The organism is Photobacterium sp. GB-1, assembly GCF_003026165.1.
GTDB lineage: Bacteria > Pseudomonadota > Gammaproteobacteria > Enterobacterales > Vibrionaceae > Photobacterium.
Genome location: NZ_PYOB01000003.1, coordinates 214,323 through 238,862, shown reverse-complemented (window position 1 = coordinate 238,862; position 24,540 = coordinate 214,323). Strand labels below are relative to the sequence as shown.

The 24,540-nt window shown below is 36.8% G+C and carries 26 protein-coding genes; 9 read left to right on the top strand and 17 right to left on the bottom strand.

The window, feature by feature from the left end:
* Nucleotides 1-132: 132 nt before the first annotated feature.
* On the top strand, nucleotides 133-936 hold the full coding sequence (locus C9J45_RS05420) for an arylamine N-acetyltransferase (RefSeq protein ID WP_107207228.1): 804 nt from the start codon (nucleotides 133-135) through the stop codon (nucleotides 934-936).
* A 165-nt stretch (nucleotides 937-1,101) separates the two neighbouring features.
* On the opposite strand, the gene C9J45_RS05415 is transcribed toward C9J45_RS05420, so the two are convergent.
* Nucleotides 1,102-2,898, bottom strand: coding sequence for a GTP-binding protein (locus tag C9J45_RS05415; protein WP_107207229.1), 1,797 nt, complete (start codon nucleotides 2,896-2,898; stop codon nucleotides 1,102-1,104).
* A gap of 345 nt (nucleotides 2,899-3,243) precedes the next feature.
* Between C9J45_RS05415 and C9J45_RS05410 the strand changes: the two genes are divergently transcribed.
* Nucleotides 3,244-4,083, top strand: a complete 840-nt coding sequence (locus C9J45_RS05410) for an SDR family oxidoreductase (RefSeq protein ID WP_107287586.1) — start codon at nucleotides 3,244-3,246, stop codon at nucleotides 4,081-4,083.
* 220 nt (nucleotides 4,084-4,303) lie between these two features.
* Here the strand turns inward: C9J45_RS05410 and C9J45_RS05405 are convergent, their stop codons facing one another.
* From C9J45_RS05405 to C9J45_RS05395, 3 genes are all read right to left on the bottom strand, one after another.
* Nucleotides 4,304-5,566 carry a dicarboxylate/amino acid:cation symporter gene (locus tag C9J45_RS05405; protein ID WP_107207231.1) on the bottom strand — a complete coding sequence of 421 codons (1,263 nt, stop codon included), beginning with the start codon at nucleotides 5,564-5,566 and terminating at the stop codon, nucleotides 4,304-4,306.
* 389 nt (nucleotides 5,567-5,955) lie between these two features.
* A complete protein-coding gene (locus C9J45_RS21890) occupies nucleotides 5,956-6,102 on the bottom strand; it encodes a GlyGly-CTERM sorting domain-containing protein (RefSeq protein WP_158260217.1) in 147 nt (48 codons plus the stop codon).
* 436 nt (nucleotides 6,103-6,538) lie between these two features.
* Entirely contained in the window at nucleotides 6,539-6,949 is a 411-nt protein-coding gene (locus tag C9J45_RS05395) for a hypothetical protein (RefSeq protein WP_146144064.1), read from the bottom strand.
* A 134-nt stretch (nucleotides 6,950-7,083) separates the two neighbouring features.
* On the opposite strand from C9J45_RS05395, the gene C9J45_RS05390 reads away from it, so the two are divergent.
* Entirely contained in the window at nucleotides 7,084-8,007 is a 924-nt protein-coding gene (locus tag C9J45_RS05390) for a DMT family transporter (protein ID WP_107207233.1), read from the top strand.
* 133 nt (nucleotides 8,008-8,140) lie between these two features.
* Nucleotides 8,141-8,434, top strand: coding sequence for a hypothetical protein (locus C9J45_RS05385; protein WP_107207234.1), 294 nt, complete (start codon nucleotides 8,141-8,143; stop codon nucleotides 8,432-8,434).
* A 520-nt stretch (nucleotides 8,435-8,954) separates the two neighbouring features.
* Here C9J45_RS05385 and C9J45_RS05380 read toward each other — a convergent pair.
* Together C9J45_RS05380 and C9J45_RS05375 are read right to left on the bottom strand one after the other, a co-directional pair.
* The gene (locus C9J45_RS05380; RefSeq protein WP_107292265.1) at nucleotides 8,955-9,845 is read right to left on the bottom strand and encodes an acyltransferase; all 891 of its coding nucleotides are present in this window, start codon (nucleotides 9,843-9,845) and stop codon (nucleotides 8,955-8,957) included.
* Entirely contained in the window at nucleotides 9,842-10,021 is a 180-nt protein-coding gene (locus C9J45_RS05375; protein WP_107247169.1) for a delta-aminolevulinic acid dehydratase, read from the bottom strand. Before C9J45_RS05375 ends, C9J45_RS05380 begins: the two co-directional genes overlap by 4 nt.
* Nucleotides 10,022-10,226: 205 nt before the next feature.
* On the opposite strand from C9J45_RS05375, the gene hemB reads away from it, so the two are divergent.
* Nucleotides 10,227-11,219 carry a porphobilinogen synthase gene (gene hemB, locus C9J45_RS05370; RefSeq protein WP_107292264.1) on the top strand — a complete coding sequence of 331 codons (993 nt, stop codon included), beginning with the start codon at nucleotides 10,227-10,229 and terminating at the stop codon, nucleotides 11,217-11,219.
* 150 nt (nucleotides 11,220-11,369) lie between these two features.
* Here hemB and nagE read toward each other — a convergent pair whose 3' ends face one another.
* Nucleotides 11,370-12,851: an N-acetylglucosamine-specific PTS transporter subunit IIBC gene (nagE, locus tag C9J45_RS05365; protein ID WP_107292263.1), complete on the bottom strand. Its 1,482-nt coding sequence runs from the start codon at nucleotides 12,849-12,851 to the stop codon at nucleotides 11,370-11,372.
* A 284-nt stretch (nucleotides 12,852-13,135) separates the two neighbouring features.
* Here nagE and C9J45_RS05360 point away from each other — a divergent pair, with 284 nt between their 5' ends.
* A complete protein-coding gene (locus tag C9J45_RS05360) occupies nucleotides 13,136-14,014 on the top strand; it encodes an AraC family transcriptional regulator (protein ID WP_107292262.1) in 879 nt (292 codons plus the stop codon).
* On the opposite strand, the gene C9J45_RS05355 is transcribed toward C9J45_RS05360, so the two are convergent.
* Nucleotides 14,011-14,328, bottom strand: a complete 318-nt coding sequence (locus tag C9J45_RS05355; RefSeq protein WP_107292261.1) for a DUF4144 family protein — start codon at nucleotides 14,326-14,328, stop codon at nucleotides 14,011-14,013. The genes C9J45_RS05360 and C9J45_RS05355 overlap by 4 nt on opposite strands.
* A gap of 281 nt (nucleotides 14,329-14,609) precedes the next feature.
* On the opposite strand from C9J45_RS05355, the gene C9J45_RS05350 reads away from it, so the two are divergent.
* A complete protein-coding gene (locus C9J45_RS05350; protein ID WP_006643799.1) occupies nucleotides 14,610-14,966 on the top strand; it encodes a YibL family ribosome-associated protein in 357 nt (118 codons plus the stop codon).
* A gap of 138 nt (nucleotides 14,967-15,104) precedes the next feature.
* On the opposite strand, the gene C9J45_RS05345 is transcribed toward C9J45_RS05350, so the two are convergent.
* From C9J45_RS05345 to C9J45_RS05325, 5 genes are all read right to left on the bottom strand, one after another.
* Nucleotides 15,105-15,770: a YdcF family protein gene (locus C9J45_RS05345; RefSeq protein WP_107247165.1), complete on the bottom strand. Its 666-nt coding sequence runs from the start codon at nucleotides 15,768-15,770 to the stop codon at nucleotides 15,105-15,107.
* 436 nt (nucleotides 15,771-16,206) lie between these two features.
* Complete coding sequence (locus C9J45_RS05340) at nucleotides 16,207-16,746, bottom strand: YaeQ family protein (protein WP_199187085.1); 540 nt, start codon at nucleotides 16,744-16,746, stop codon at nucleotides 16,207-16,209.
* 182 nt (nucleotides 16,747-16,928) lie between these two features.
* Nucleotides 16,929-17,237, bottom strand: coding sequence for a GIY-YIG nuclease family protein (locus tag C9J45_RS05335; RefSeq protein WP_107292260.1), 309 nt, complete (start codon nucleotides 17,235-17,237; stop codon nucleotides 16,929-16,931).
* Between the two features lie 124 nt (nucleotides 17,238-17,361).
* Entirely contained in the window at nucleotides 17,362-18,021 is a 660-nt protein-coding gene (locus C9J45_RS05330; protein WP_199187080.1) for a YceH family protein, read from the bottom strand.
* Nucleotides 18,022-18,208: 187 nt separating this feature from the next.
* Entirely contained in the window at nucleotides 18,209-19,183 is a 975-nt protein-coding gene (locus C9J45_RS05325) for a diguanylate cyclase (protein ID WP_107208536.1), read from the bottom strand.
* A gap of 235 nt (nucleotides 19,184-19,418) precedes the next feature.
* Between C9J45_RS05325 and C9J45_RS05320 the strand changes: the two genes are divergently transcribed.
* Both C9J45_RS05320 and C9J45_RS05315 read left to right on the top strand, forming a co-directional pair.
* Nucleotides 19,419-19,871 (top strand): DUF3069 domain-containing protein, encoded by a 453-nt coding sequence (locus C9J45_RS05320; RefSeq protein ID WP_107292259.1) that lies wholly within the window; start codon nucleotides 19,419-19,421, stop codon nucleotides 19,869-19,871.
* 319 nt (nucleotides 19,872-20,190) lie between these two features.
* Nucleotides 20,191-21,474 carry a winged helix-turn-helix domain-containing protein gene (locus tag C9J45_RS05315; RefSeq protein ID WP_107208534.1) on the top strand — a complete coding sequence of 428 codons (1,284 nt, stop codon included), beginning with the start codon at nucleotides 20,191-20,193 and terminating at the stop codon, nucleotides 21,472-21,474.
* Between the two features lie 35 nt (nucleotides 21,475-21,509).
* Here the strand turns inward: C9J45_RS05315 and C9J45_RS05310 are convergent, their stop codons facing one another.
* From C9J45_RS05310 to C9J45_RS05295, 4 genes are all read right to left on the bottom strand, one after another.
* Nucleotides 21,510-21,959, bottom strand: a complete 450-nt coding sequence (locus tag C9J45_RS05310; protein WP_107208533.1) for an NfeD family protein — start codon at nucleotides 21,957-21,959, stop codon at nucleotides 21,510-21,512.
* On the bottom strand, nucleotides 21,956-22,885 hold the full coding sequence (locus tag C9J45_RS05305; RefSeq protein ID WP_107208532.1) for an SPFH domain-containing protein: 930 nt from the start codon (nucleotides 22,883-22,885) through the stop codon (nucleotides 21,956-21,958). The genes C9J45_RS05310 and C9J45_RS05305 overlap by 4 nt, the downstream gene beginning before the upstream one ends.
* A 189-nt stretch (nucleotides 22,886-23,074) precedes the next feature.
* Nucleotides 23,075-23,350 (bottom strand): hypothetical protein, encoded by a 276-nt coding sequence (locus tag C9J45_RS05300; protein WP_105062330.1) that lies wholly within the window; start codon nucleotides 23,348-23,350, stop codon nucleotides 23,075-23,077.
* 506 nt (nucleotides 23,351-23,856) lie between these two features.
* Nucleotides 23,857-24,462: a histidine phosphatase family protein gene (locus tag C9J45_RS05295; RefSeq protein WP_107208531.1), complete on the bottom strand. Its 606-nt coding sequence runs from the start codon at nucleotides 24,460-24,462 to the stop codon at nucleotides 23,857-23,859.
* Between the last annotated feature and the right edge of the window lie 78 nt (nucleotides 24,463-24,540).

Here is a 24,540-nt window from a genome sequence, read left to right as displayed (position 1 = left end):
GAAATATATGGCTTAAGTGTAAATAATATTCAGCTCCCCCTTGACCTCAACTTAACTTGAGGGTGCAAAGTCGCTTTAACAAATGAATGTATTGAAGCATTCCCTCAGCAAGAACAAGTTTAGAGATCCAATATGAATAAAGAAATGCTATCAGCTTATTTAGAAAAAATCGGTTTTCAAGGAAACACATCCCCTGATTTAACGACTCTATTCGCTCTGCATCAAAGCCAACATAGCAGTATCCCTTTTGAAAATCTTGATATCGTCAATGGTTATACGATCGAACTTGAAGAAGATAAAATCTTTAATAAGCTCGTTTATTCTAATCGAGGCGGATATTGCTTTGAATTAAATAGCTTAATGAATCGCGTACTTAAAACGCTTCAATTTAATGTGGAGAAAAAGTTAGCTCGAGTCCACTTATCTGAAAATCCATCCGGTCGCGGGCATTTAGTCAATATTGTGACTTTCAATGAACAACAATGGCTTGTTGATACTGGTTTTGGCTCAAATACCCCCAGAGCACCACTACCAATTACGTTTAATCAAGAGCTTAAAGAAGAGAAACAAACCTTTCGATTTATCGAAGATGCGTTCTTTGGAATGATGTTGCAATGTAAAGTTCAAGAGCAATGGATAAACCAATATAGCTTAGATATGAGTTATGTCTGTGATGGCGACATTGAATATGCAAATCATTATGCATCCACCCATAGCAACTCACGATTTACAACTCAGGTAGTTGTCGTGGCAAGAACAGAGTATGGTAATAATATTCTTTTAAATAACCGTTTGAAGTTAGCTCACGCCGATGCCGTTACAGAAACTTTTATCAATGATGTCTCGTCTTTTCATCAAATATTAAAACAGCACTTTGGTATTGATAATCCAGTGCAGTTAGAAACATTCGAACAATACTTAGTCAATGAGAAATAACAGATTAATAGCCTAACAAGCAATGGATTAACTCTACAATTAAATAGATTTATTGCTATAAATGTTAGACACAAAAAAGCCCAGCAAAACTCGCTGGGCTTAAAGTGTAATTATTTTAAAACATGCGCTTATGCACAATAATGGTTAAGCCTGTTTTGTTATAAACTAATAGCTGTACATCGCTTTTCTAAGACGAATAGCTTTTGGCGTTACCTCAATCAGTTCATCACTATTAATCCACGTTAGTGCTTGCTCTACACTGAAATTCATAATGGCTTTCATGGCATAATTTTTATCTGCCACTGTTCTCCACATCCGAACGAGGTTCTTACCTTGGCGGCAGTTCACCCATAAATCGGTGTCATTAGATGCTGCTCCAATAATTTGCCCCTGATAAACCTGTTCACCATGGTTAATCATCAACCTTCCTCGCTCTTGTAACGAAGATAAAGAGTAAATTAAAGCTTTGCCAATACCATTTGAAACCAGTACGCCTTCACGCCTACAACCAATATCACCAACGATTTTTTTACCGTAGCCAACATCTTCCTTATGAATACTTGCAGAACCTTCGGTCAAACTTAGTAAAGTATGTCTAATACCTAACAATCCACGTTTTGGCCCTAAGAATAATAATCGTTGATGACTATTATCCAATGGCTGACTATGCTCGAATTGTGCTTTACGGTAAGCCATCTCTTCAATAACCTTGCCCATAAATTCATTGGCGCAATCAACGTAACATTTCTCGTAAGGCTCTTGCGTCTTACCTGCATCGGATTTCAACAAGATCGTCGGGCGAGATACAGAGAACTCGTACCCTTCTCGACGCATACTCTCAATTAAGACCCCAAGGTGTAATTCACCACGACCTGAAACTTCATAGACGCCTGCCTCTTCTGCCTCAGTAACATGCAGAGATACATTGTGTGAAGCTTCGAGATACAAGCGTTCTGCTAATTCTCGAGATTGTAATACCTTACCTTCTTGACCTGAAAAAGGAGAATCATTCACGCTAAATTTCACAGAAACAGTTGGCGTATCAATTTCTAGTGCTTCAAGCTCAACATCATTGCCACGTGAAGTAACAATATCTGAAATCGCAATATCAGATATCCCTGTTAAGGCTATAATATCGCCAGCCACACCGTAATCAACGGCAACACGACTTAATCCTTGTTGATGATAGACTTCTTTGATCTGACAGAAACGTGCATCTTCACCAGGCGCATTAACTGCTACTTTTTGGCCTCGATGAAAGGATCCTGAAATAACACGCCCTATCCCAATCAAACCAAGATATTCTGAGTAATCAAGTTGATGAATTTGAATAACAGGTTCTTGTTCAACGGTTACCGTTGGTGAAGCGACGTTTTCAACTAACATATCTAACAATGGCGCCATGCCATTTTCAGTATCAGCCTCACCAAAGGTGTCATAGGCAAATGCTTCTTTCGCTGAACATGATACTGCTGGAAAATCGAGCTGCTCGCAATCAGCACCTAGCGTTACAAACAAATCATAAAGTTGATCAATTGCCTTTTCTGGCTGTGCCTCTGGACGATCGACTTTATTCACTGCAACCAATAGTTTCAAACCTTTATTTATCGCTTTTTGAGCAACAAATCGTGTTTGTGGCATCGGTCCTTCAACTGCATCAACAATAACAAGTACCGCATTTGCCATATCTATAACACGTTCAACTTCGCCACCGAAATCAGCATGTCCAGGCGTATCGATAATATTTATTCTTACCCCTTTCCAGTCGATTGCCGTGACTTTCGATAAAATAGTGATGCCTCTTTCTTGTTCTTGAGCATTACAGTCCATCACTAATCGTTGTGTGCTTTCTCTACGTGTTAATGCATCAGCTTGTCTTAATAGTTGATCTACAAGTGACGTTTTGCCGTGATCAACATGAGCAACAATCGCAATATTACGAATGTCTTTAGTATTTAACATTTTGTTATCCCCATATCGATGTGATAGCAACATCTTACATGGGTTTAATGAGCACCCAATAACGACATTTAGACTATAAGTATCAATTTAAGGACATTTATTAAATTAACTATTGGGAGTTATGGGTTATATATTTTATTTGTAATCCACAGAGACTTTGCAACGACAGTAAAATTTATTCCCCCGTATACATTCAACAAAGCTTCACTCGACTTTGGCTAAACCATGATTTTCAACGCTATTCAGCATTCCATATCACTGCAAACCTCAAAACTGTTGACACCTGTAAATTTAAAGGTGTATTTTAAATGCAACTTTATTGACCTAGATTAAGGAAATATTAAAATGAATAAGAAAACGGTATTTATTACAGGTTCAAATTCAGGTATGGGCTTATCTACAGCAAAACTTTTTGCGGCAAAAGGATATAAAGTTTACGGAGGAGTTCGTAATGCTGAAACTGGAGAGACATTAAAAAATGATTTTACTGTTAATGACCTAACTATTACGCCGGTTATCTGTGATGTAACAAATACTGATAGCGTCAATTCGGCTATTGAATCTATTGTCAAAGATAGCGGTAAAATTGATATTCTCGTTAATAATGCGGGTTATGGCCTCGTTTCTAGTGTTGAAGAAGGGACTGATGAAGAACTCATACTCCAATACAATGTAAACGTATTTGGTGTGTTCAGAACTTGTCGTGCAGTAATTCCATTCATGCGTGAAGCCGAAAGCGGTATGATCATTAACGTTGGCTCGTTCTTAGGTAAGATGGGTCTTCCACTGTTAACTCATTACAACTCAAGCAAGTATGCGGTTGAGGGTATTACTGATTCGTTACGCTATGAACTAAATCCATTTGGTATTAAGGTTCATACGGTCGCGCCAGGTCTATTCAAAACTGGATTTGTAAAAAATGGGCTTAAAGCGAACACTAAAACAACAAGTGAAGATACGCCTTATGCCACTCAAGCGAGCGCCCTTCTCCCTCAACTTGTAGATATGATCAACAATGGACCTTCACCAGATTTAGTCGCTGATGCCATACTGTCAGTGGCCGAAGGTAAAATTACAGATGCACGAGTTCCTGTTGGTGAAGACTCGGTTTACTTCAGTGATACATTGAATAAGCAAACCCAAGAAGAATTTGAAACCACAGTTAAAAACGCACTTTCACTATAACGAATTCAACACAGTAGCCTATTTTATTACCAAGTTGTTTTACAGCTTTATTCAGAGTCGCTTGGATTGATTTTAGTTGAATAATCGATGTAATAAGTTGAAAAAATTGATTTACGGGAACGGAAAGATAAACAGTAAGTAGTTATAAAATCCGAATTATCAATCATCAACTATAAAAAAGCGGAGCCTAAGCTCCGCTTTATCATTGTGTTAATTTCGTTTAAGCAGGATTTACTTCTGCATTTACTGGCTCTTCAATAGCACCTTCGGTTTTAGCAACAATGGTATTTACTGCCGTATCCCCAACTACATTAGATGACGTACAGAACATATCGTTAATACGGTCAACAGCTGCAACAATAGCTAAACCTTCTGCAGGTAGTCCTAATTGGTTAAGCAATACACCTACCATCACGATACCGCCACCCGGTACACCACCCGCGCCCACAGACAGTAGCAAGATAGTTAAACCTAATGTCACAATATCTGAAGAGTTAATAGGTTGACCAAATGCGTTAGCCACAAAGATGGTTGCTAGTGCAATATAAATAGATACGCCTGACATGTTCATTGTGGCGCCTAGTGGTACACCAAAACCTGCAACAGATTTCGAAACGTTTAACTTTTCCGTTAGGGTTCGCATGGTAACTGGGATGGTTGCATTTGAACTTGCTGTTGATAGCGAGAATAAAACCTGCTCACGTGTTGCACGCAAAAATGTCTTAGGTGATGTACCCGTTGCAATGCTTACAGCCATTGGATAGAAAATGAAGATCCAGAACACCAACATGCTAACAACTAACGCTACGTAACCTGCAACAGATAACAGCGTATGTGAATCCAGTGTTGCCCCTAATTGGATCATTAGCGCGAATACACCGTATGGCGCAAGACTCATCACTAAGCCAACCAGCTTCATCATAATTTCGTTAGCTACTTTAAAAGTACGAATAGCTGGACCACCACGTGAATCTAATGCTTGAATCGCAAGCCCCGTTAAAATTGCCATAAAGATGATTTGTAACATGTCACCATTAGCAAAAGCTTGAACTGGGTTACTTGGTACGATATTCACCACTAAATCAAAGATATTAGGCGTTTCTGTTGTTGTAAGTTTAACGGATTCAGACACGCTTCCTGCTAAATTCGCGCCTTTACCCGGTTGGAAAATCATACCTACAGCTAACGCAGCACTGATCGCAATAATGGTATTAATAATGTAAAGCGCAAAAGTTTTACCACCAAGACGACCAAAAGCTTTAACATCTTTTAGCTCCACGATACCGCAGACAATAGACACAAAAACTAAAGGTACAACAAGCAATTTGATTAGGGATACAAACATCCCCCCAGCCCCTTCTGCTGCCCCTAATAAGTAAGTATCAAAGAGTGCGATATCATTAAAAATATATTGGATTGCTGTGCCGATTATTAGACCTGCAAAAAGACCGACAAAGATCTTTTTTGAGAGCGATTTATCCATTGCTCATCTCCGATTGTTATGTTGTATTTTTATAATTTGATAGTTACTAATAACACTATTTTGCTGTCGAGCCAGTGCATAATACACAACAACATAACAATTCAAAGCATTTATTTACAAAAGTGCAACATCGATCATTTAGAGTAAACAACTAAATTTACATCCATTTATCGCATAACACATTGAGAGATAATGTGTAAATCACCTGTTTCGCCTCCAAAAAAGGATATTATCTTGCGAGCAACAAAAAACACCACTGGCTATTTTTCATACAAGGTTTTACTGAGTGTGTTACATGCAATATCTTGGTGAGAATTAATTTTGTATTATGTAGCCATTAAAAAAGGCCACCTAAGTGACCTTTAAATTATTTTTACTTGCCTACTAACTCAACGTTTACGCACTAAAGCTGTACCAAATAGCAGAAAAAGAACTATAAAATTAAGACTGCCGCCACCGCCACCATTATAATTATCGTTATTGTCATGATGATATGGAATTAAGTCATCAGATTTGGTCTTATTAACAACATTCACTTTTAGTGAATTACCTAAAGAGCCTAACTCAATAAAAGCATCTTTTTCATTATTAACGCTAAAGCTTAATTGACAAACATTAAATGGTTTTATTAATCGATTACAATCCGAATCAGAGTTTAAGGTAATATTATTTACCGTTAAATTCTGAACCGTAATATTATAATCTTTTCCAATATCATTTACTTCAACAACAGTTGGCGCGTTCCAACCATTAATTTATTGGGTTATTACATCAATCGCATTTTTACTGAATGTTTGATAAATGACTGTTTTATTTATCATGTGAGAATTTGGTACTAGTGTACCAACAAGTGTTACACCATAAGTAAAATCATTACCATGTTCTGTATAATTATAGGCATATTAGGGAGTAGTGAAAATATCGCTGACACTTTATCTTTTTATAAAAGTAAAAGGCACGTTTATGGATTGATCATTTAAGCCAAATTACCAGCCCTACGATAAGCAATAACGAAATGATTGGAGTAATAAAGTAAAACGCACCGATAAAAAAGACTGTCTCTTTGCGGTCTGCTTTATCTATTTCGATGTAGTTCCATGCTTTTTTTACATTATCGATTTTACTGACAATATGATTAATCATCAATGCAGGTCCAATAGTAGCAGCCCCTATCAAAACAAACATCAATTCAATAGGAATATGAACGCTAAAAAAACTCTCTAGGATGATGTTAATGGTTAAAAGTACCATCTGAAAGGGTATAGTGAGAGCGAGAACCGTCTCCCAAGATTTCATTCTCCTATTAGAATGAGTTAAATTCTTAGGCGCTATACTGATATAGACAACAGATAGTAATAGCTTTAACTGATCAATTTTTTTCAATGGCGTAACCTAATAGTTAAAATCTCGCTTTTATCCAAGTATTTTCACATCTGGTTTCTTTCTGGTTCAGCATACCTCTTTATAATTACTTTTTGATATGTATACAGAACGTTTAGCAAAATGGCTAGAACATCATGAAACCTCAATACAATAATATGCTTGGCGCACTCTTAATCATTATTGCGACACTATCACTTACTATTAAAGACAGCGCTGATAAGTATTTGATACAGCATGGTTACCATCCCGTTCAAATGGTATTTTTCCGCTTTGCGATCCCGTTTGTATTTATGCTGCTTTTTATGCCAAAACAGACGAAAACCGCAATACTGGCCACCAACGGTAAATTATTGATCCGTGCTGCGATGTTCCTAACCTGTGCTGTAGTTTCGGTGATCTCTTTAAAATATATCCCTTTAGAAATCTATATCGTTATTGTACAAATGAGCAGTGTAGCGTATATGCTCGGTGGTGCCATTTTTTTTAAAGAAACCCTAACCTTACCAAAAATTATCGCAACAATCTTAGGCTTTATTGGCGTAGTTGTTGTTATCAATCCCACTAATGTCGATGGCTTGCATTGGGTCTATTTATTGCCGTTACTTATTGCAGCAACGACCTCTGGCTATAACCTGATAACCAAGACTATCGACTCAAAAATATCTCTTATTTCTGTTTTAATTAACTCGTTTTTTGTTTTAGGTTCAGTTGCAACAATACTACTCATTGCTCAGCCTGATATTTGGAAAACACCGACATTAACAGCATTACCCTATTTTCTCACAATTCCAATTGTGACTATCGTGTCACAATTGTGTTTAATCAAAGCCATGAACGTGGCTGAAGCCTCTCACGTAGCGCCATTTTTCTATTTTCAGATATTGTTTTCATGTATTTTTGGCTACTGGCTTTTCAATGAAATTCCAACAACATATACCATCATTGGTGCAATTTTCATTGTAATATCAGGCTTAATTATAACTTACGCTAACTATAAACCTGGTTGTGGAAAAGCCCTAAAGCAGTCCAATAAAAAGTTAAATTCTGCACCAGAATAGTTCAAAAGCTCACCCTTTAAGTGCAAGATCATAGGATCCATACATATGTGACAAATAACTTATTGTTATAAAAGGATTAAATATTGGTATAGATTTTGGATTTAATTTTGTGGCAGATATATAAGGAGTGAATATGTATATTGAACATAAGCATTTTAAACTACCTAATAATACCTCAGAGGTTGACGTTTTCATTAGTCCAACAGGCGATATTGAAGTAATGATAGAAGGTAATCAACAAGTTCTAAAAGGCGATTTTCATCATCTTTCATTCAAGATAATAAATACAGGAGTTGATTTGATATATAAAACACGTTCAAAAAAAAGTTCTTGGGATATTATCCTTACTCAACAGGATGCAGAAACCGTAAGTAAAATGATGAATGAAGCCGATGAATATTATGAAATTATTATGCGCGATTTATAATAACATTGGGGTTAGATACATAACCCCTTTGATAATAAAATTTATAACGCTCATATAATTACCCTCATAGTCAATATACAGTTAACAATATAATTAAGAATATTAAAATAAATATCACCACTTCAACCACCCATTAAAAAATTATCATTAACTTTTATTTGGCCTGACAAACTCATATAAAGATAAAGTTTATGATATTGACATGTATTTTATTGGAATCAATTGTAATCATATATAAATGATATGTTATGTATAACATCACGCCATGTTATGTGTAGAAGTTGAATACTCGATAAATACTATAATACCAATAAGATAAATAGGTGTATTTCCTACCCAATTTACTCACTATTATCAATCCATTTTTCTAGCCTCATCTTTTAAATAGCGGCTTCTTTTGCTCGCGGTAATGTTTACCAGAAAAAACACCAGCTAGCATATTGCAATAATGAGTAAAATTATCTGCATTCCTTTTGTGGCTTTATCCATTGTTCTTCTTATATCACTGCAAATAATCACTTTAAAATATCTCTTTAAGCTTCGGTGTTTTACAAATCACACCAGCTAAATCGAACGCAATGATCACGCTTGGTATACCTACGACAACAAAGTTAATCAGTGGGGTTTGTGTCATCAAGGGCTGATAAATCTTAGCGACAAAATATAAAGCGATATCTTGAAAAACATAGGCTGCAAAAGCAGTTCTAGATAACCATTTAGTCCAGTCATTATTTTTATTGAAAAAAGTTTTAAATACATAAAGTACACACATTGACATACCGATAGCGGTAAAGCCCCTAATCAACACATATGAAGATGAAGTGTATTCGCTATTAATTGCGTGTAAGTAAAACATAGTAATAAATGCGAACAGCCACATACAAATACCGACACTTGCATGTTTAACGGTTAGCTTATCTAACCATTGATATCTATAGGCTTGAATACCTAAACAAAACATGGCCATATAAGCAGGGAAATTACCCAAGCTACGAAAGCCCATTAAATTATATCCACCCACGTTTTGTAAGTATAAGAATATGTAATTTAAAGGTATCCAAATAAATGCAAAGACAATAATTATCCAAACAGCAGGGAATGGTGAATCTATACGCTCTTCTACCATAGCTTTATTATTTACAACAATTGAGTAAACAATAGAAAAAACAATTAGTGTCCAACAAAACCATCTTACACCAAGATCTATATTTCCAGTTTTAATAAAAATGGTGAAATTATTGATAAAACCATTATCAATAAATGGATTAATAGCGACTAATGAGATTAAAACCGGGATACCTAATAGAATACATTTATCTTTTATAAATAATCGTTGGCCTTTACGTTCTTGAGAAGATGTTACAAAGTAAGCTGATATGAAGAAAAAACAAACTTGTGTTATATGGTTCAATTATCATTGTCAATCCATCGTTCAAGTCTCGCTTTTATTATAGCGGCTTCTTCTGATTTTTCTTTCGCAAGATCGGCGTGTTCACGATAGGCTTGACCTGCAAAAAAACCGGCTACTAAGAAACATAAAACCAACAAGATGAATAAGCTAATTTTCGCTTTCTTTATATTTAACATCGCTATATGTCTTCTTTTTCTCTCTAAATTGTACCTTAAAAGTATAAATTCTAACTTTATAATAATAGTTATAAATATCCAGTATGACCGCTCTAACTACTCACCTTCCTATTGCTGTAATAGCTACTTTCTTTGCATAAAAATTTGATCTGCGTTGTAATATTTGTATGATATATGTCTAATTATTATTAAAAGACATAATCCAATGACTACTACACTCACTTCCCCATTAAAACGTATCCGTCGTATGCGTCGCAGTGAAAATATGCGTGATCTTGTTCGTGAACACGAATTCAAATTAGCCGATCTGATCCACCCTATCTTTATTGAAGAAACGTTAACTGAAGAAGTGCCTATCAGCACGATGCCAGGGATCTCACGTATTCCTGAAACTCTGTTGGCAGATGAAGTGAAAACGCTTTATAAACTGGGTGTGCGTTATGTTATGCCTTTTGGTATTTCGCACACCAAAGATGAGATTGGTAGCGATACATGGAATGATGATGGCTTACTGGCACGTATGGTGAAAACCATTAAAGCAGCATGCCCAGATATGATGGTGATCCCTGATATTTGTTTCTGTGAATACACTACGCATGGTCACTGTGGTGTTTACCATAACGAACATATTTTAAACGATGAAACATTAGAACTACTAGTTAAACAAAGTGTTACGGCAGCCCGTGCTGGTGCAGATATGCTTGCGCCATCAGCCATGATGGATGGTCAAGTTAAAGCTATTCGCGAAGGGTTAGATGCCGCAGGTTTTGAGCATGTGGCTATTCTTGCTCATGCGGTTAAGTTCGCCTCATCATTTTATGGCCCATTCCGTACTGCGGTTGATTGTGAATTAACAGGTGATCGCAAAGAATACCAAATGGATTGTGCTAATGGTCGTCAAGCATTACAAGAAGCATTACTTGACGAAGAAGAAGGCGCAGATATTTTAATGGTGAAACCGGGAACACCTTACCTTGATGTTGTTGCGAATCTTCGTCGCGAAACTCACCTTCCTCTTGCTGTTTACCAAGTCGGTGGCGAGTACGCTGGGATCAAATTTGCAGCGTTAGCAGGTGCGCTTGATGAAAAACGTGTGGTATACGAAACATTAACAGGCTTTAAACGTGCAGGTGCTGATTTAATTGTCAGTTACTATACCAAGCAAGTGGCTGAGTGGATGGCGCAAGACAACGCGTAAGAAACTTATTTCTACTTCCATCTTAAACCTTGTGCAATCTACAAATGGTTAAGACGACATTTAAATGAATATTTAATCGAAAAAAGTAAACAAAAAAGGAGTAACTTGTTGGACAGTTACTCCTTTTAGCTTAAAAATTAACTCAAAATTTTAACTCATCGTCGCCTTAATACTATTGGCTATAGATTCCGCTTTAGGACCTAAAATTACCTGTGCACTTTTCTTACCAATCCGCACTACACCTTTTGAACCAAGGGCTTTAAGTGCTTCTTCATCAAATAAACTACAGTCATTCACACCTAAACGAAGTCGTGTAATACACGCATCAACAGAGATAATATTACTTTCGCCACCCAACGCTTCAATATAAGCCACAGGATTAAGCCCGACTTCTTGTGATACTTTACTTTCGTCATCATCAACTGAAGGTGTAGGTAATTTAAATACCTTGATAACAAAGTAGAAAATCACAAAATAAATCACAAAATAAGCACCAATTAATGGCACCAGTAACGATGGCTTCGTTGCTAGTCCCCAGTTGAGAACAAAATCAATCAATCCAGCTGAGAATCCAAAACCATGTAAGATACCCAGTGAGTTACAAATCACCATCGATACACCAGATAACAGTGCATGAATACCGTATAAAACTGGCGCGATAAATAGGAAGCTAAATTCAATCGGCTCTGTAATACCGGTTAAAAATGCTGTAAAAGCAAGTGATAACAACATTCCACCGACTAACTTACGTTTGTTTTTCGGAGATGCTAGCGTTAAGGCTAGAGCCGCTCCAGGTAAACCGCCCATCATTACTGGATATGCCCACGCCATATAAACACCAGCAGTTGGGTCGCCAGCAAAGAAACGATTTAAATCACCACGGGTTGTAATATCAGCAATCTTAGTAATAACTGAACCATCAATATTCGGCACCATTTGCCCTATTGATAAATGTGAAACAATACTTGGGTTTAAACAAATCTGATGCAGTGATGAACCGAGTTCATACGACACTTTGGTACATTCGCCAAGACTGAACCAGAACACAGAATGTAGGAAGTAATGTAGACCTAAAGGTATTAACGCACGATTTAATACGCCATAAATAAATTCACCGATATAGCCACTATGAGCTATCCACCCACTGAAATTATCAATACCTTGCTGCACATATACCCATACTTCACCGCATACGACAGCCATAATTAAACAGCACAATCCAGCAACAATCGGGGTTAATCGCTTCCCTGAGAAAAACGCTAAGAAATCAGGCATTTTTGCTTGATAGGAATAATTATAAGCATGCCCTGAAATAATACCGGCAATAATGCCAGCAAAGAATCCTAGTTTTACATCAGGATTAATAGCCGTTGTCGCTTGTGTCAAAATAAAATAACCCACAACCCCAGCTAATGCTGCAGCACCTGAGCCGTCTTTTGATAAACCTACCGAAATACCTAAAGCAAAGATTAAGGGAAGATTATCAAAAATACTGCTACCCGCTTTGGCAATAAAAGAGATGTCTAACAAATCGGGTTGTCCAAAGCGCAGCAATAACGCCGCTATCGGTAATGTCGCGATAGGCAGCATCAATGCTTTACCTAATCGCTGAAAATAAGCGAAATTAACCATATATGTATGCCTTTTATAGAGGATAGATAAGGCAGGTGAAATATAAGGGGGAATTTATATTTCACCTTAAGTATACGGACAACATTCATTGTTTATCCCTACGCTTGCCTTTAGCCATACAATAATCTTTTCACCAATCAAGCTTTGATACTTTTTTACCAGATAGTAATACTTTTTTATCACAACCGTATTTTTAGCGGTAATTTCGATACTATGTTGCTAGAAAATAATACTTTTCTATCAGTTCTTATTTTTTAGTTAAAATCATCTTAGGGGTTCAGAATTTGAAAGCGACATTAGAAAAGGTACCACAGCGTATAGGTTGCTCATGGCGATTTAAAAAGATCCTAGAGCCGGCAAAAGAGTTTAGTTGGCATTATCACCAAAAAGAATTTGAGTTACTGATCCACCGTAACTTCCGCTCACGCTGTCATATTGGTCACTACCAAGATGACTTCGATCAAGCCACGATGATCTTAATTGCACCTAATGTGCCGCATGGCATCGAGTCAATTAGTCCACCTGATAGCAAAGGCTATGAAACTTTTGTAGTGTGGTTTAAGCAAGACTGGATAGCGAATATGATGTTCAGCTGTCAGGAGTTAAGGAAGGTCGACTCGCTGTTAAAGCGCGCAGAGAAAGGCTTACTCTTTAGTCCAGAGACAACACAAAAGGTGATCACTATCGTCGAGGCTATCGATGAAAAACATTTTGATCCAATTAACCTGTTGGCTAAATTAATTCATATTTTTGAAGTGCTTTGCCAAGACAAATCCAGTCAAACCTTACTCTCTCATAATGTCGAGAGCAAAAACCATGACCAATGCAATAAGGAGAAAATTGAGCGTCTGTGTGCCTTTATTGATCAACATTATGCAGAACCTTTAACCCTAGAAGAGGTGGCTAACTTTATCTGTACCAGTGAAAGCACTATTCATCGCTTATTTGAACAGCATTTTAATGAAACCTTTAGCCAATACCTTAAAAAGCTTCGTTTAAACCATGCATCTGAATTATTGGTATCAAGCCGTGACCCAATTTCTCATGTTGCAGAGCAAGTCGGTTATCGAAATCAAGCCAATTTTAACCGCCAGTTTAAACAATATAAGAATATGACTCCGCGTGAATATAGGCGTACTTATAAACTTGATGCTAAGGTCTAAAATGACAATGATTCAATCGCATCATCTATTGCTCTAAACTGAATTTTGGTTAAACACATCTCTGCTTTTGAAAATTCATGGGCTTGAATTAAAGCTGTAACGACCTCTAATGTTAGAGGATCACCTTTCATTTGAAAGCAAAACGTATGGTTTTTGGAAAGAGCAAACGTAAACTGTTGACCATCACTATCGACGATAACATCTGCATCACTCCAAATAAGTGACTGGCATTCATCCATTAAGTCACTTTCTGAGCCTAGGTAAATGAGTTCATCATCACCTTCTAACTTAAAGAAACACGGCCAATTAATCATCACTCTTACCTCTTAAGTAAGTCGATATTTATCAAAAAAGAACCACAATACAAACACGGTTTACTGTCCGATAAGTGGCTAAAATAAGCGCTATACCATGTCACCAAAGATGAGTCGTGCTGCTTTTAAGTCTGTTTCCCTATCAGAACTAAAAATACTTTCATGATATTGCTCACGATTTAGCATATATAAGGTATAATATTCAGAACTCAATACCCTACTCGCTGAAAACACTGCGATTTGGTGTATTGCGAGCGTAAATACGAAGGTAATGAAAACACATGAATTTAAACCAAGAGCTTCAAAATCTTAATAACCGTATGGACAAGTGCCAGCGTAAACTTGCTGCTGCTATTCAACGAGATGACAAAGTTATCATCAAACAGTTTAAAGATGAGCTTACCAAGCTAAATAAAAAAGCTCAAAACGTTAAACACCGTAAATCATCTGAAGTGAGTAGCAAAGGTAAAGATGTTAAGTCTCTTGCTTTTAACCGTGTACTAACTAAAGCTGAACAAGCAGATATGGGCAAACTGAAGAAAACAGTTAAAGGCCTAGTTGTTGTTCACCCTATGACGGCTTTAGGCCGCAGCATGGGTTTAAAAGAAGTTACAGGTTACGCACCTAAAGCATTTTAATAGACTTTAAGTGTCAAAGAAAAAGGCGAACATTCATTGTTCGCCTTTTTGCTTTCTAAACGACTTTCTAAACTATAAGTTATTAAATAAAAATCAACTCAGCTCATCTTCTTTAACCAATACTATACGATAAAAGCATTAAGACGCTTTTGCTGTTAATTCTGCTGATAAATGCTGATCAAAACCGTAACTGACTAAACGCTCAAACGCATCCCATACTTCATTAGGTATTGGTTGTGGTGTTGAGAATCCTAACTCTGGGTAAAAACGGATACGCTGTAAATCACCAACCATCACGTTAATCAAATCACCAAAACTGATTGTATCATTTGCATAATCATCAAAACGAATTACCGGAGATGTCACGATAGCTTTCATGTTAGGCCATTGTTGTTCAAACGTCGCCAGTGTACGTCGCTCCATAAAAGGCTTTTGAACGAGAATAAAGCTGCTCGGTGTCAGCCCTTTTTGCTGTAATAAACGACGGGTAAAAAGGACATTCTCACCTGTATTGGTTGACTCAGGCTCAATCAAAATCGCCTCTTTTGGCACCCCCATATCTAGCGCTATTTTTGCAAAATGTTCGGCTTCTGAAGTGTTAAATAAGCCTTCGGTTAGCTCACCGACGCCACCAGAGAAAATGATACAAGGTGCAAGTCCTTGCTTATAAAGTTCTACCGCTCGCTCAGCGACACGTTCATCGTTACTTCCTAGCACAAAGATACAATCACTCTTTACTATCTCATGACTCAACTGGTGATAATCCCAAATTATGGTTGCTAGTTCATAAATTCGTTTAGGCATAAATCGTCCTTATTCGCAGCAAGATGAATGAATACTCTCTGATATTTCACGCTGTTGATACAGCCCTATATTGTTTTTTAATAAGGGATAAGTGGCATAATGCGTCTTAGTTATGATTGCATAATGACAAAGATAAGAAACTCACTTAATACTGATAAAACTGTTTCAATATTGATAATCATAATTAATCACAACTCACAAAAACGTAAAGCTGTTACTGCTTTATTATATAAGGCACCGACTAATAAAAACTGAATCAAATCATAAAACAAGCAAAAAAAAGGTGACATAGACTCGTCTACGTCACCTAGTATGTTTGGTCTTAACATTATAACTTACGGTATGACACGTTTAACTCGCTACTAATCCACTTCGGGGTTATGTCGTAAATTATTCGTATACAACCAATGTTAAGCGAAACATTTAATAATTAAAATTAGCGCTTCCACCATTCAGGGATGATTGTTACGTTCGCATTCGCCGCACTCAACCAAGCCTGTTCACCTTCGATTGTTAGCTGTAATTGCATGGTACGTTCCACCACACTTTCTAGCTGTTTCAACACTTCATCGCGAATATAGACCACAGAAACATTATCTAATGCATTGATTTTACTTTCATTTGCTTGCCACCAAATAGAAGCTGCATTATCACCATAAGCAAAAATAATCACCTTCTCTGATTTATGTGACGCTTTACGGATACGTTTCTCATCAGGCAAGCCAAGCTCAACCCATAATTCAATATCGTCAATTAAACTTTTCGTCCATAAATCAGGCTCTTCCGTACTACTTACACCTTTTGTAAACTGCAAGTTGTGATCCGCATTTAAGCCCCAAGCAATGACGCGTAACATGAAACGTTGTAAAGTTTCTGATGGATGACAAGCAATAGTATGTTGCTGATCTAAATAGACATGTCGATCCATGTCTGCCACGTTCATTTGTACTTTGTAAATAGTGGCATTGGTAGCCATATAGTAAACCTTATTATTGTTCTGTTGCATGTTATACGCCCTCCGTTGAGGTTATGTCTTACATAATTAGTGCCATTTCTGGCGCGCATAACAGTAAAATTTTTGTCCTTTCGGCTAACTGTTTAAAAACAATTAGTTATCAATATGCTTTACAGCGGATGAGGATTGTATGTTACTGCGGCTTAATTTTGCGGAAATAACAGATAAAGATCAGTGTTTATTTTTATTAACTGTTCTTTGCGTACTCTAGTCAGTGTTTTTTTTATTTTATATTCAAACACCATCGCATCACGCTTATTGAGTACTTTTTGCGACCAAGCCAATGTGAGTGGTCCTTTTCCTTTAAGGTACTTTGCACCTTTTTTACCGTGTTGATGCTCTGCAAACCGACGCTCTATATCGGTCGTTACACCGCAATATAACGTATTAGAGGAAGTTCTGATTAAATAGACATACCAAGATGTTACGTCTTTTGTCGTTTCTTTACTCATCCAATACTCATCTCATGAAAACAAAAACAGGTTCAGCAATGCTGAACCTGTTCGTGTGGGTATTCAATCATGGATGGTTTAATAGCGCAATAAAACAATGCTAAACGTATCCATTTAATCAGATCTATTCAGTTAATGAAGTAATGATTGCCTGTAACTCTGCCACTTTTTGTTTTAATTCTTCTACATCGTTTTCAAGTTGGCTAATACGTTCATTATTGCCTGAACCACTTGTTACAGCTTGTACTGCACTTTCATATGCTGAAATATCAATCTGACCACTTAGCAAATGCATGTAACGACAATCACGTTTACCTGGCTCTCGAGGTAGTTTTACAACATATGGGCCTTTCTCATCACTTGATAGCTTAGTTAACACAGCTTCAGCTTCACGTACGTCCGTAAATTCACATAACCGATTAGTACGAGTACGGATTTCACCGGCAGTTTGCGGCCCTCGAAGTAATAACACTATCATTGCTCCGAGCTCTTGTTTTGTAAATTGTAAACTACCAAACTCGGTATTACAGAAGCGATGTTGAAATTTTGATACTCGACTACCAAAACTGCTGACATCGGCAACCATACGTTTTGCTTTTAATTCCTCAACAGTGTCGAGTACTGTTGCTTCATCAAGTGACATAACAGGTTCACGGCTACTTTTTTGATTACATGCCGTGGTTAACGCATTAAGTGTCAATGGGTATTGATCTGGAGTTGTGATTTCTTTTTCAAGCATACAACCAATTACGCGAGCTTGATTTTGCGTTAAATTAATTTCCATGCCCATCTTTCACCCTTTATAAAACTAACTCATTAAAATTAGATAATATCGATATATTAACGACTACATTGAAGCTTTATTTTTGTTCTTAACAAGAGATTATCACGTTATATGCCAACAGCAAGCTGTAAAATTACAGTTTGTCTGCTTTTCAGACAACAATAACTTACTCTATTAACTCACAATATTAGTTTTCACTTTGATCAACAGGTAGATTAAGGTAATCCGCAGCAACATAATGATTACGCCCTTTTGCTTTCGCTTGATAAAGCAACTTATCTACTTCCTGATATAAATTCTCAATACTTTCTAAACCTGTAGGTATCCAAGAAATAGCACCTTGGCTCACGGTTAAAATTTTCGCTGTATCAGAATATTCATGTTTAATTGCTAAAGAGATAATCCCTTCTTTCAAGCGTTCACACTCTTTGATAGCTTGTTGACTATTACAATTACTTAGAAGGATAACGAACTCTTCACCACCATATCGTGCACAAATTTCTCCCGCACGGCTGAATTTAGTTTTCAACTGATATGCCAACAGCTTTAAGATAGTATCTCCTTCAATATGACCATAATGATCATTGAATGATTTGAAGTGATCGACATCAAGCATAATAATCGTTAACGGCAAACCATTTCGGCCATGTAGCGACACTAGCTCACTCAATTTTTGATCGAGATAACGACGATTGGCTAAAGTAGTAAGGCCATCTTCATTGACTTGCTGTGACAATAGATCATTTGCTTGCTGTAGCTGAATTGAGGTTTGTTTTAATTGGCGTCTCATGACCGATATACGTTGCATAGCTTTAATTTTAGCCGATAGCACCATGCTATTAACAGGCTTGATCAGATAATCATCACCACCTTTATCAATCGCCTCTGCGATGAGTTCAGGCTCTGAATGCGCACTCAGAAATATAATTGGTACCCATTCAGGAAAACACGCACGTATTTTCTGTGCAAGTTCAGTACCTTGCATATCTGGCATACAGATATCTAAAAGCACTAAATCGGGATCAAAGCTAGCATAACTGTTAAGTGCATCCTGTCCTGAAGAAAAAGCTTTAACCATATGACCCAGATTTTTCAACCTTAGTTCAAGATACAGTCGTTCAGATAAGACATCATCAACTAATAAAATGTTCATCGGCTTCATAAAGATACCTTAAAAGTATTTTTAGTCTAAGTTATTAAGCATTTTACATGCCTAATTTAATTTAGGCTTACAATGGATCAATAGTTGAGATGAAAACAAGCTTTTTAAGCATGATGGGACAATAATCACATCAAGGTAAAACATCGATTTATTACTGTTCTCTACATGATATATTGACATTTGACGTTAGAAATATAGGATTCTCCTCCTTAAACTTATGCTGTAGGAAAAAGCCATGTCTGAGATGAACAAAAACGATGGTCAAATCGTTGAAGAAGAAACGTTAACGCTAGAAGACTGTTCACCAGAACTTCGTCAAGTTGTAAAATTTGAGAAAGTACCAGCAGAACTTATTGATATGCTAGTTAATGTCTACAAAGTTTCTGAGCCAAGTACACGCGAAGCATGGAATTCACTGCCTGCAAGTGCGCAAAATGTATTAGATAACTTCGAGCAATTTCATGCTCTAGTTGCACTAAGCCAAAGCTACTCAGGTGTTGATTTCCTAAGTGAAATGCAAGGTACAACGTTCCCTGAAGACATGAGTGCTGAAGAGCAAGCAGAATACAAAGCATCTGCACTTGATAAAGTTCTTCATAGCTGTGTGAAAGATATGTGTAAGCAACTTAAGAAAGCACGTCAAAATCCACCAATGAAACGTGAATTCAATATGATCTTTCAAAAGTAGTTATATTTTTATAACTATAGAACATAAGGAGTAGCATTTGCTGCTCCTTTTTTTGTTAGAAAAATGAAGTGCGAATGTAATCAAGATAACAAAGGAATAAGCATAACATCAATTTATAAAATGATATTCAACGCCTCAATTTGTCTTTTTGACTGCTGATATTGTTTTCATTTTACTAATCATACTCTACGGTTAAATCCCCTCTTAATTAAAAAGTTGCAACAATTTAAAATGCTCAATGCAAACTTAATGCAGCAGTTTTACATAACTTCGTGATATTATACAAAATTGAATGATTTCAATAGTTAGAGGTTCATGGATGCCAAATACTGAGCAGATAAGATTCCAGACAAATGTGTGTTATGTAGAGAGCCAAGGCGTTCTTAAAACACCAGAATCTACGCTCAAGTTAAACTTATCTGAGCAATACATTTTATCGTATCTCATAGATAATTATGGTAAACCCGTAACAAAAAATGAACTCTTAAATGTAGGTTGGCCCGATCGCATTGTAACTGAAGCTTCTTTATTTCAAGTCATTCGCGCTCTACGTGTGAAGCTGAATGAAGAAAAAAAAGGTGATGTAATAGAAACATTGCCACGTGTCGGTTATCAAATTCGAGAATTCACTCGAGAGACGGTTGATTTATCAGACTCTCAACGTTTATCTCCATTAAAGAAAATCGGAAAAAAAACAATCGCTCTTTCCGCCATTAGTTTAGTGGTGATTATCAGTGGAATCGCTTGGATGAAATATCCTTATTCTGGATCGCCAAAATACTATTTAATTGATAAAGATCGAGTTGGTAGCAATGATTTTACTTATATAGCGTCAAATGCTGAAGATCTCGCAGATCTACGGGGTAAAGTAAAAGAGATTATTAATCAACAAGTTAATAAGTTCGGTTCAATTACGACTAAAAATCAACGAGTCTATCTTTATAAGACAGATAGTTTTTATTCTGCGGCATGGTGCACTGTAGACAGCAATAAAGTTTGTAAAAAGAATAGTGATTTTAGCTATAAAATAGTACCAAATGAGTGGTCGACATTTGCTGATATTGTCGTTAACAATAAAAAGAACTATCACGGTACACCGATTATTCATACTGAGAATACGCAAGAACCAACGTCAATTGCCTACACGTCATATATTGATAAATCAGGTATTCAATCAAAGGTTACGCATCTCTTTCTTACTCCAACCAATAAAAACGGCATCTTTAATTATTCAATGATGTCTTTTATTCAAGAGAAAGAGAGTGGCATGTTTCACCCTCTCTCTATCAGCGCAGCCAAAGCAATATTGTATGATAAAGGTTCTCAGTTTTTGAAAACGGTGAAAATTGAGCCTGAAATGTTTCACTGGTCTTATCAACCAAGTGTAAATTTTGATGAAAAGAAATCACTCGCTTTAAAGCATAGTAGTTTAGTTGAACAAGGTTTTCAAAATAATAAACCTTTTTTTAGTTACTTAGTGTACGAGCAACCTCATCTAGTATTAATGCTTGATAATACAACAGGATTTGTCTGGAATAACACCAGTGAAGCAAATCCTTATGCGATTTTTTCATACTCTTCATCAAGCTCAACAAATAAATAATTAAATGCGCAGTACTCTGTACTGCGCATTTTTTATTATGAAGGTTTTACAATTAAGGTTATGCCTTCTACATCAACGACCACAACCTTCTGCCCTTCAACTAAATCAACGTCTGTTTTAACACTCCATGTGGTATCACCAAGTTGCAATCGGCCATTTCCAGCATTCATTGCTTTTTCTACTGTAATAATTTGACCAATCAATTGAGCGCCACGTTGATTTAATTTTGAAACAGAGGCATCCGTTTTGTCTTTTTTATGCTGGTATCTCCACCATAACCAAGTGGTAAATAGCGCAAATACTGCAAAACAAACCCACTGTAAGGGCCATGAAACAGGTAACATTATTAATAAGACGCCGACTAGAACAGCTGAAATACCAAGCCATAATAAATACCCAGCAGTGCCAAGTAGTTCAAGTAGCAATAACACTAAGCCTAATGCTATCCAATGCCAGAAATTCATTTGTTCTAGTAAGTCGATCATGCATTCCCACCTTTATCTGTTTTATTACCCCATAACTCGGCAATACCGGCAACAGAACCCATCAAGCCCGTGGTTTCTAATGGCATCATGATGACTTTACCATTCTCAGACTGCCCTATCGCTTTTAGTGCTTCCGTATAGCCTTGCGCGACAAAGTAATTAATTGCTTTAACATCACCGTTCGCTATTGCATCTGATACCATTTTCGTTGCTTTGGCTTCAGCTTCGGCTTCACGCTCTCTCGCTTCTGCTTGCAGAATCACTGACTGTTTTTCACCTTCAGCTTTTAAAATTTCTGATTGCTTTTGTCCTTCAGCACGGAGAATTTGAGCTTGGCGCACACCTTCAGCTTCCAAAATTTCAGCACGTTTGTTTCGTTCAGCTTTCATCTGCGCGTTCATTGCTGCGGTTAAATCTGTAGGCGGTTGTACGTCTTTTATTTCAATACGAGTGATCTTAATACCCCACGGATTGGTTGCTTGATCGACAATTGTGAGTAGGCGGCTATTAATGGTATCTCGTTGCGATAACATTTCATCAAGCTCCATAGAGCCCAACACCGTACGCATATTCGTTAACGTTAGATTACGAATAGCGAGTTCAAGATCTGATACTTCATATGCTGCTTTTGCCGCATCGAACACTTGAATAAAACAAACTGCATCAATTGTTACTGAAGCATTATCACGAGAAATAACTTCTTGCGCAGGAATATCTAACACTCGCTCCATCATATTCACTTTATTACCGACTTTATCAATAAAAGGAATAATCAAATTTAGACCTGGACGAAGTGTTTTGGTATAGCGTCCAAAACGTTCTACTGTCCATTCAGATCCCTGAGTAACAGTTTTAACACAGGATGCAATAATGACTATCGCAACAAAAATAAATATAGCAATGGTGATTAACGAATCGTATGGCATAGCGTCTCTCCCTAATAAGCGTTAAAGCATTGTACCATCGGGGTAAGTAAATATGCATCAACACACAAGAAATGAGACATAGTTAAAACAGAACAGTAAATCGTAGTTGACCAGAAAAAGAAAACGCCAAATGAATAAACATTTGGCGTTTAATTAAGTACTTATTGTGTATTGATGATTGCTACATAATTAGCATTTACGCATAGTTACATCTTCAAACTCACCATCAATCACTGTATGTGCTGATTGTTGACGGTAATCCGTGTCAACTTTGCGATCTCGTCCAGCAAAACCTTCACTAAAAGTACGCTCTTCAAATTGAACACCTTCTGATGCTAATTTGCGTTTAATAAATGGTTTTGCAATTAATGCCACGACGCCCATTAAAAGAGCCATTATCGCAGCAAAAGAAACAGTAAATAATCCAATAACTACAGCAACAAAACCAGTAAGTAAATTTTTCATGGCTAAGCCTCTCTCTATAAAATTTAGATAGAACAATAGTTAACTCACTTGTTACTATTTTCTTTCTAAACTGATCTGCACTCTCTCGTAGCAGTTATTTTTAGCTTACAACTAAATTAACTGACTGAAGATGAACCGAAGATGAACATATAACCTATTGTTCACAATCTACGTATTCTCTAACGAAAACTGAAACTTACAAAAGACCGTTAGTGATAATACAAACTATAAAGAGCCTGTTTCTATATAAGGTGGGAGGTAGGACTATGGAATACCTACAACAATGAGTCAGCTCCGATCTCATCGAACCTTAATCCCGCCATGTCGGCGATGTCCTAACTTAACGTCACCGCAAGTTAGGTCGGCACAACCCGTGATAAGCCAGATTATAGTCGCTGATTACTATTATTCTCTGCACTCCCTGCTTCAAGCCGTCGCCTAAAGCTTTAAAACTATAACACTTTAAAATTTATAAAAGCAATAATAAACAGCGAGTACGTGTTGTTTTACACAGCTTCCACTGATACTTCACACTGTATGCGGCTAATCTTATGATCTGCTAATAAAAAAAATGCATTTTGTGGTAAATCTTGCTCAAAGGTTTCACTGTAGCTCATGGCAGCATATACCCCTCTGAACACTGCACCTGTTAGACCATGTGAAACAACGATAAGATGATCAGGAATTAAGTCATCATGTAAAAAATCTTTAATTCGATGAACAACTGATTCATATGATTCACAATTTGGTGCTGAGAGATACCAATCACGATGATTCAATAGCTTCGGATTATTCTGAACTAAATCAGGAATAAAACATTTTTCCCAGTCACCTAAACTAAACTCTTTTAAGCGCTCATCAGTCGTTATTAAATTGCTATCTATTCCTAACTCTTCACAGACTATTTTGGCTGTTTCTATCGCTCTGCCAAGTGGACTGCAATAAACAGCCCAATGCTTTTTATTACCAATTTTTAGATTGATAGATGAGCCAATCATAGATGCTTGTTCTTTTCCTAATTCCGTCAAGCCTGAGTTACAATGTCCTTGTAAGCGTTGTTGAGCGTTAAACGTTGTTTGACCATGGCGTAATAGATAAATGCTTTTTGACATTGTATTCCCCTTGCGATAAGAAGAAATTACACCACTTACTACCTTACGACAAGTTGAATAGCCTTTTAATAGCAAAAA

What these genes read in the sequence shown, in the direction of transcription:
- C9J45_RS05305 (WP_107208532.1), bottom strand. Translation starts at nt 22,885, where the DNA reads ATGCCATACGATTCGTTAATCACCATTGCTATATTTATTTTTGTTGCG.
- C9J45_RS05345 (WP_107247165.1), bottom strand. Translation starts at nt 15,770, where the DNA reads ATGCCTAAACGAATTTATGAACTAGCAACCATAATTTGGGATTATCAC.
- C9J45_RS05320 (WP_107292259.1), top strand. Translation starts at nt 19,419, where the DNA reads ATGTCTGAGATGAACAAAAACGATGGTCAAATCGTTGAAGAAGAAACG.
- C9J45_RS05390 (WP_107207233.1), top strand. Translation starts at nt 7,084, where the DNA reads ATGAAACCTCAATACAATAATATGCTTGGCGCACTCTTAATCATTATT.
- C9J45_RS05410 (WP_107287586.1), top strand. Translation starts at nt 3,244, where the DNA reads ATGAATAAGAAAACGGTATTTATTACAGGTTCAAATTCAGGTATGGGC.
- C9J45_RS05300 (WP_105062330.1), bottom strand. Translation starts at nt 23,350, where the DNA reads ATGAAAAATTTACTTACTGGTTTTGTTGCTGTAGTTATTGGATTATTT.
- C9J45_RS05315 (WP_107208534.1), top strand. Translation starts at nt 20,191, where the DNA reads ATGCCAAATACTGAGCAGATAAGATTCCAGACAAATGTGTGTTATGTA.
- C9J45_RS05415 (WP_107207229.1), bottom strand. Translation starts at nt 2,898, where the DNA reads ATGTTAAATACTAAAGACATTCGTAATATTGCGATTGTTGCTCATGTT.
- C9J45_RS05335 (WP_107292260.1), bottom strand. Translation starts at nt 17,237, where the DNA reads ATGAGTAAAGAAACGACAAAAGACGTAACATCTTGGTATGTCTATTTA.
- C9J45_RS05405 (WP_107207231.1), bottom strand. Translation starts at nt 5,566, where the DNA reads ATGGATAAATCGCTCTCAAAAAAGATCTTTGTCGGTCTTTTTGCAGGT.
- C9J45_RS05355 (WP_107292261.1), bottom strand. Translation starts at nt 14,328, where the DNA reads ATGATTAATTGGCCGTGTTTCTTTAAGTTAGAAGGTGATGATGAACTC.
- C9J45_RS05340 (WP_199187085.1), bottom strand. Translation starts at nt 16,746, where the DNA reads ATGGCTACCAATGCCACTATTTACAAAGTACAAATGAACGTGGCAGAC.
- C9J45_RS05325 (WP_107208536.1), bottom strand. Translation starts at nt 19,183, where the DNA reads ATGAAGCCGATGAACATTTTATTAGTTGATGATGTCTTATCTGAACGA.
- C9J45_RS05385 (WP_107207234.1), top strand. Translation starts at nt 8,141, where the DNA reads ATGTATATTGAACATAAGCATTTTAAACTACCTAATAATACCTCAGAG.
- C9J45_RS05375 (WP_107247169.1), bottom strand. Translation starts at nt 10,021, where the DNA reads ATGTTAAATATAAAGAAAGCGAAAATTAGCTTATTCATCTTGTTGGTT.
- C9J45_RS05295 (WP_107208531.1), bottom strand. Translation starts at nt 24,462, where the DNA reads ATGTCAAAAAGCATTTATCTATTACGCCATGGTCAAACAACGTTTAAC.
- C9J45_RS05310 (WP_107208533.1), bottom strand. Translation starts at nt 21,959, where the DNA reads ATGATCGACTTACTAGAACAAATGAATTTCTGGCATTGGATAGCATTA.
- C9J45_RS05420 (WP_107207228.1), top strand. Translation starts at nt 133, where the DNA reads ATGAATAAAGAAATGCTATCAGCTTATTTAGAAAAAATCGGTTTTCAA.
- C9J45_RS05330 (WP_199187080.1), bottom strand. Translation starts at nt 18,021, where the DNA reads ATGGAAATTAATTTAACGCAAAATCAAGCTCGCGTAATTGGTTGTATG.
- C9J45_RS05350 (WP_006643799.1), top strand. Translation starts at nt 14,610, where the DNA reads ATGAATTTAAACCAAGAGCTTCAAAATCTTAATAACCGTATGGACAAG.
- hemB (WP_107292264.1), top strand. Translation starts at nt 10,227, where the DNA reads ATGACTACTACACTCACTTCCCCATTAAAACGTATCCGTCGTATGCGT.
- nagE (WP_107292263.1), bottom strand. Translation starts at nt 12,851, where the DNA reads ATGGTTAATTTCGCTTATTTTCAGCGATTAGGTAAAGCATTGATGCTG.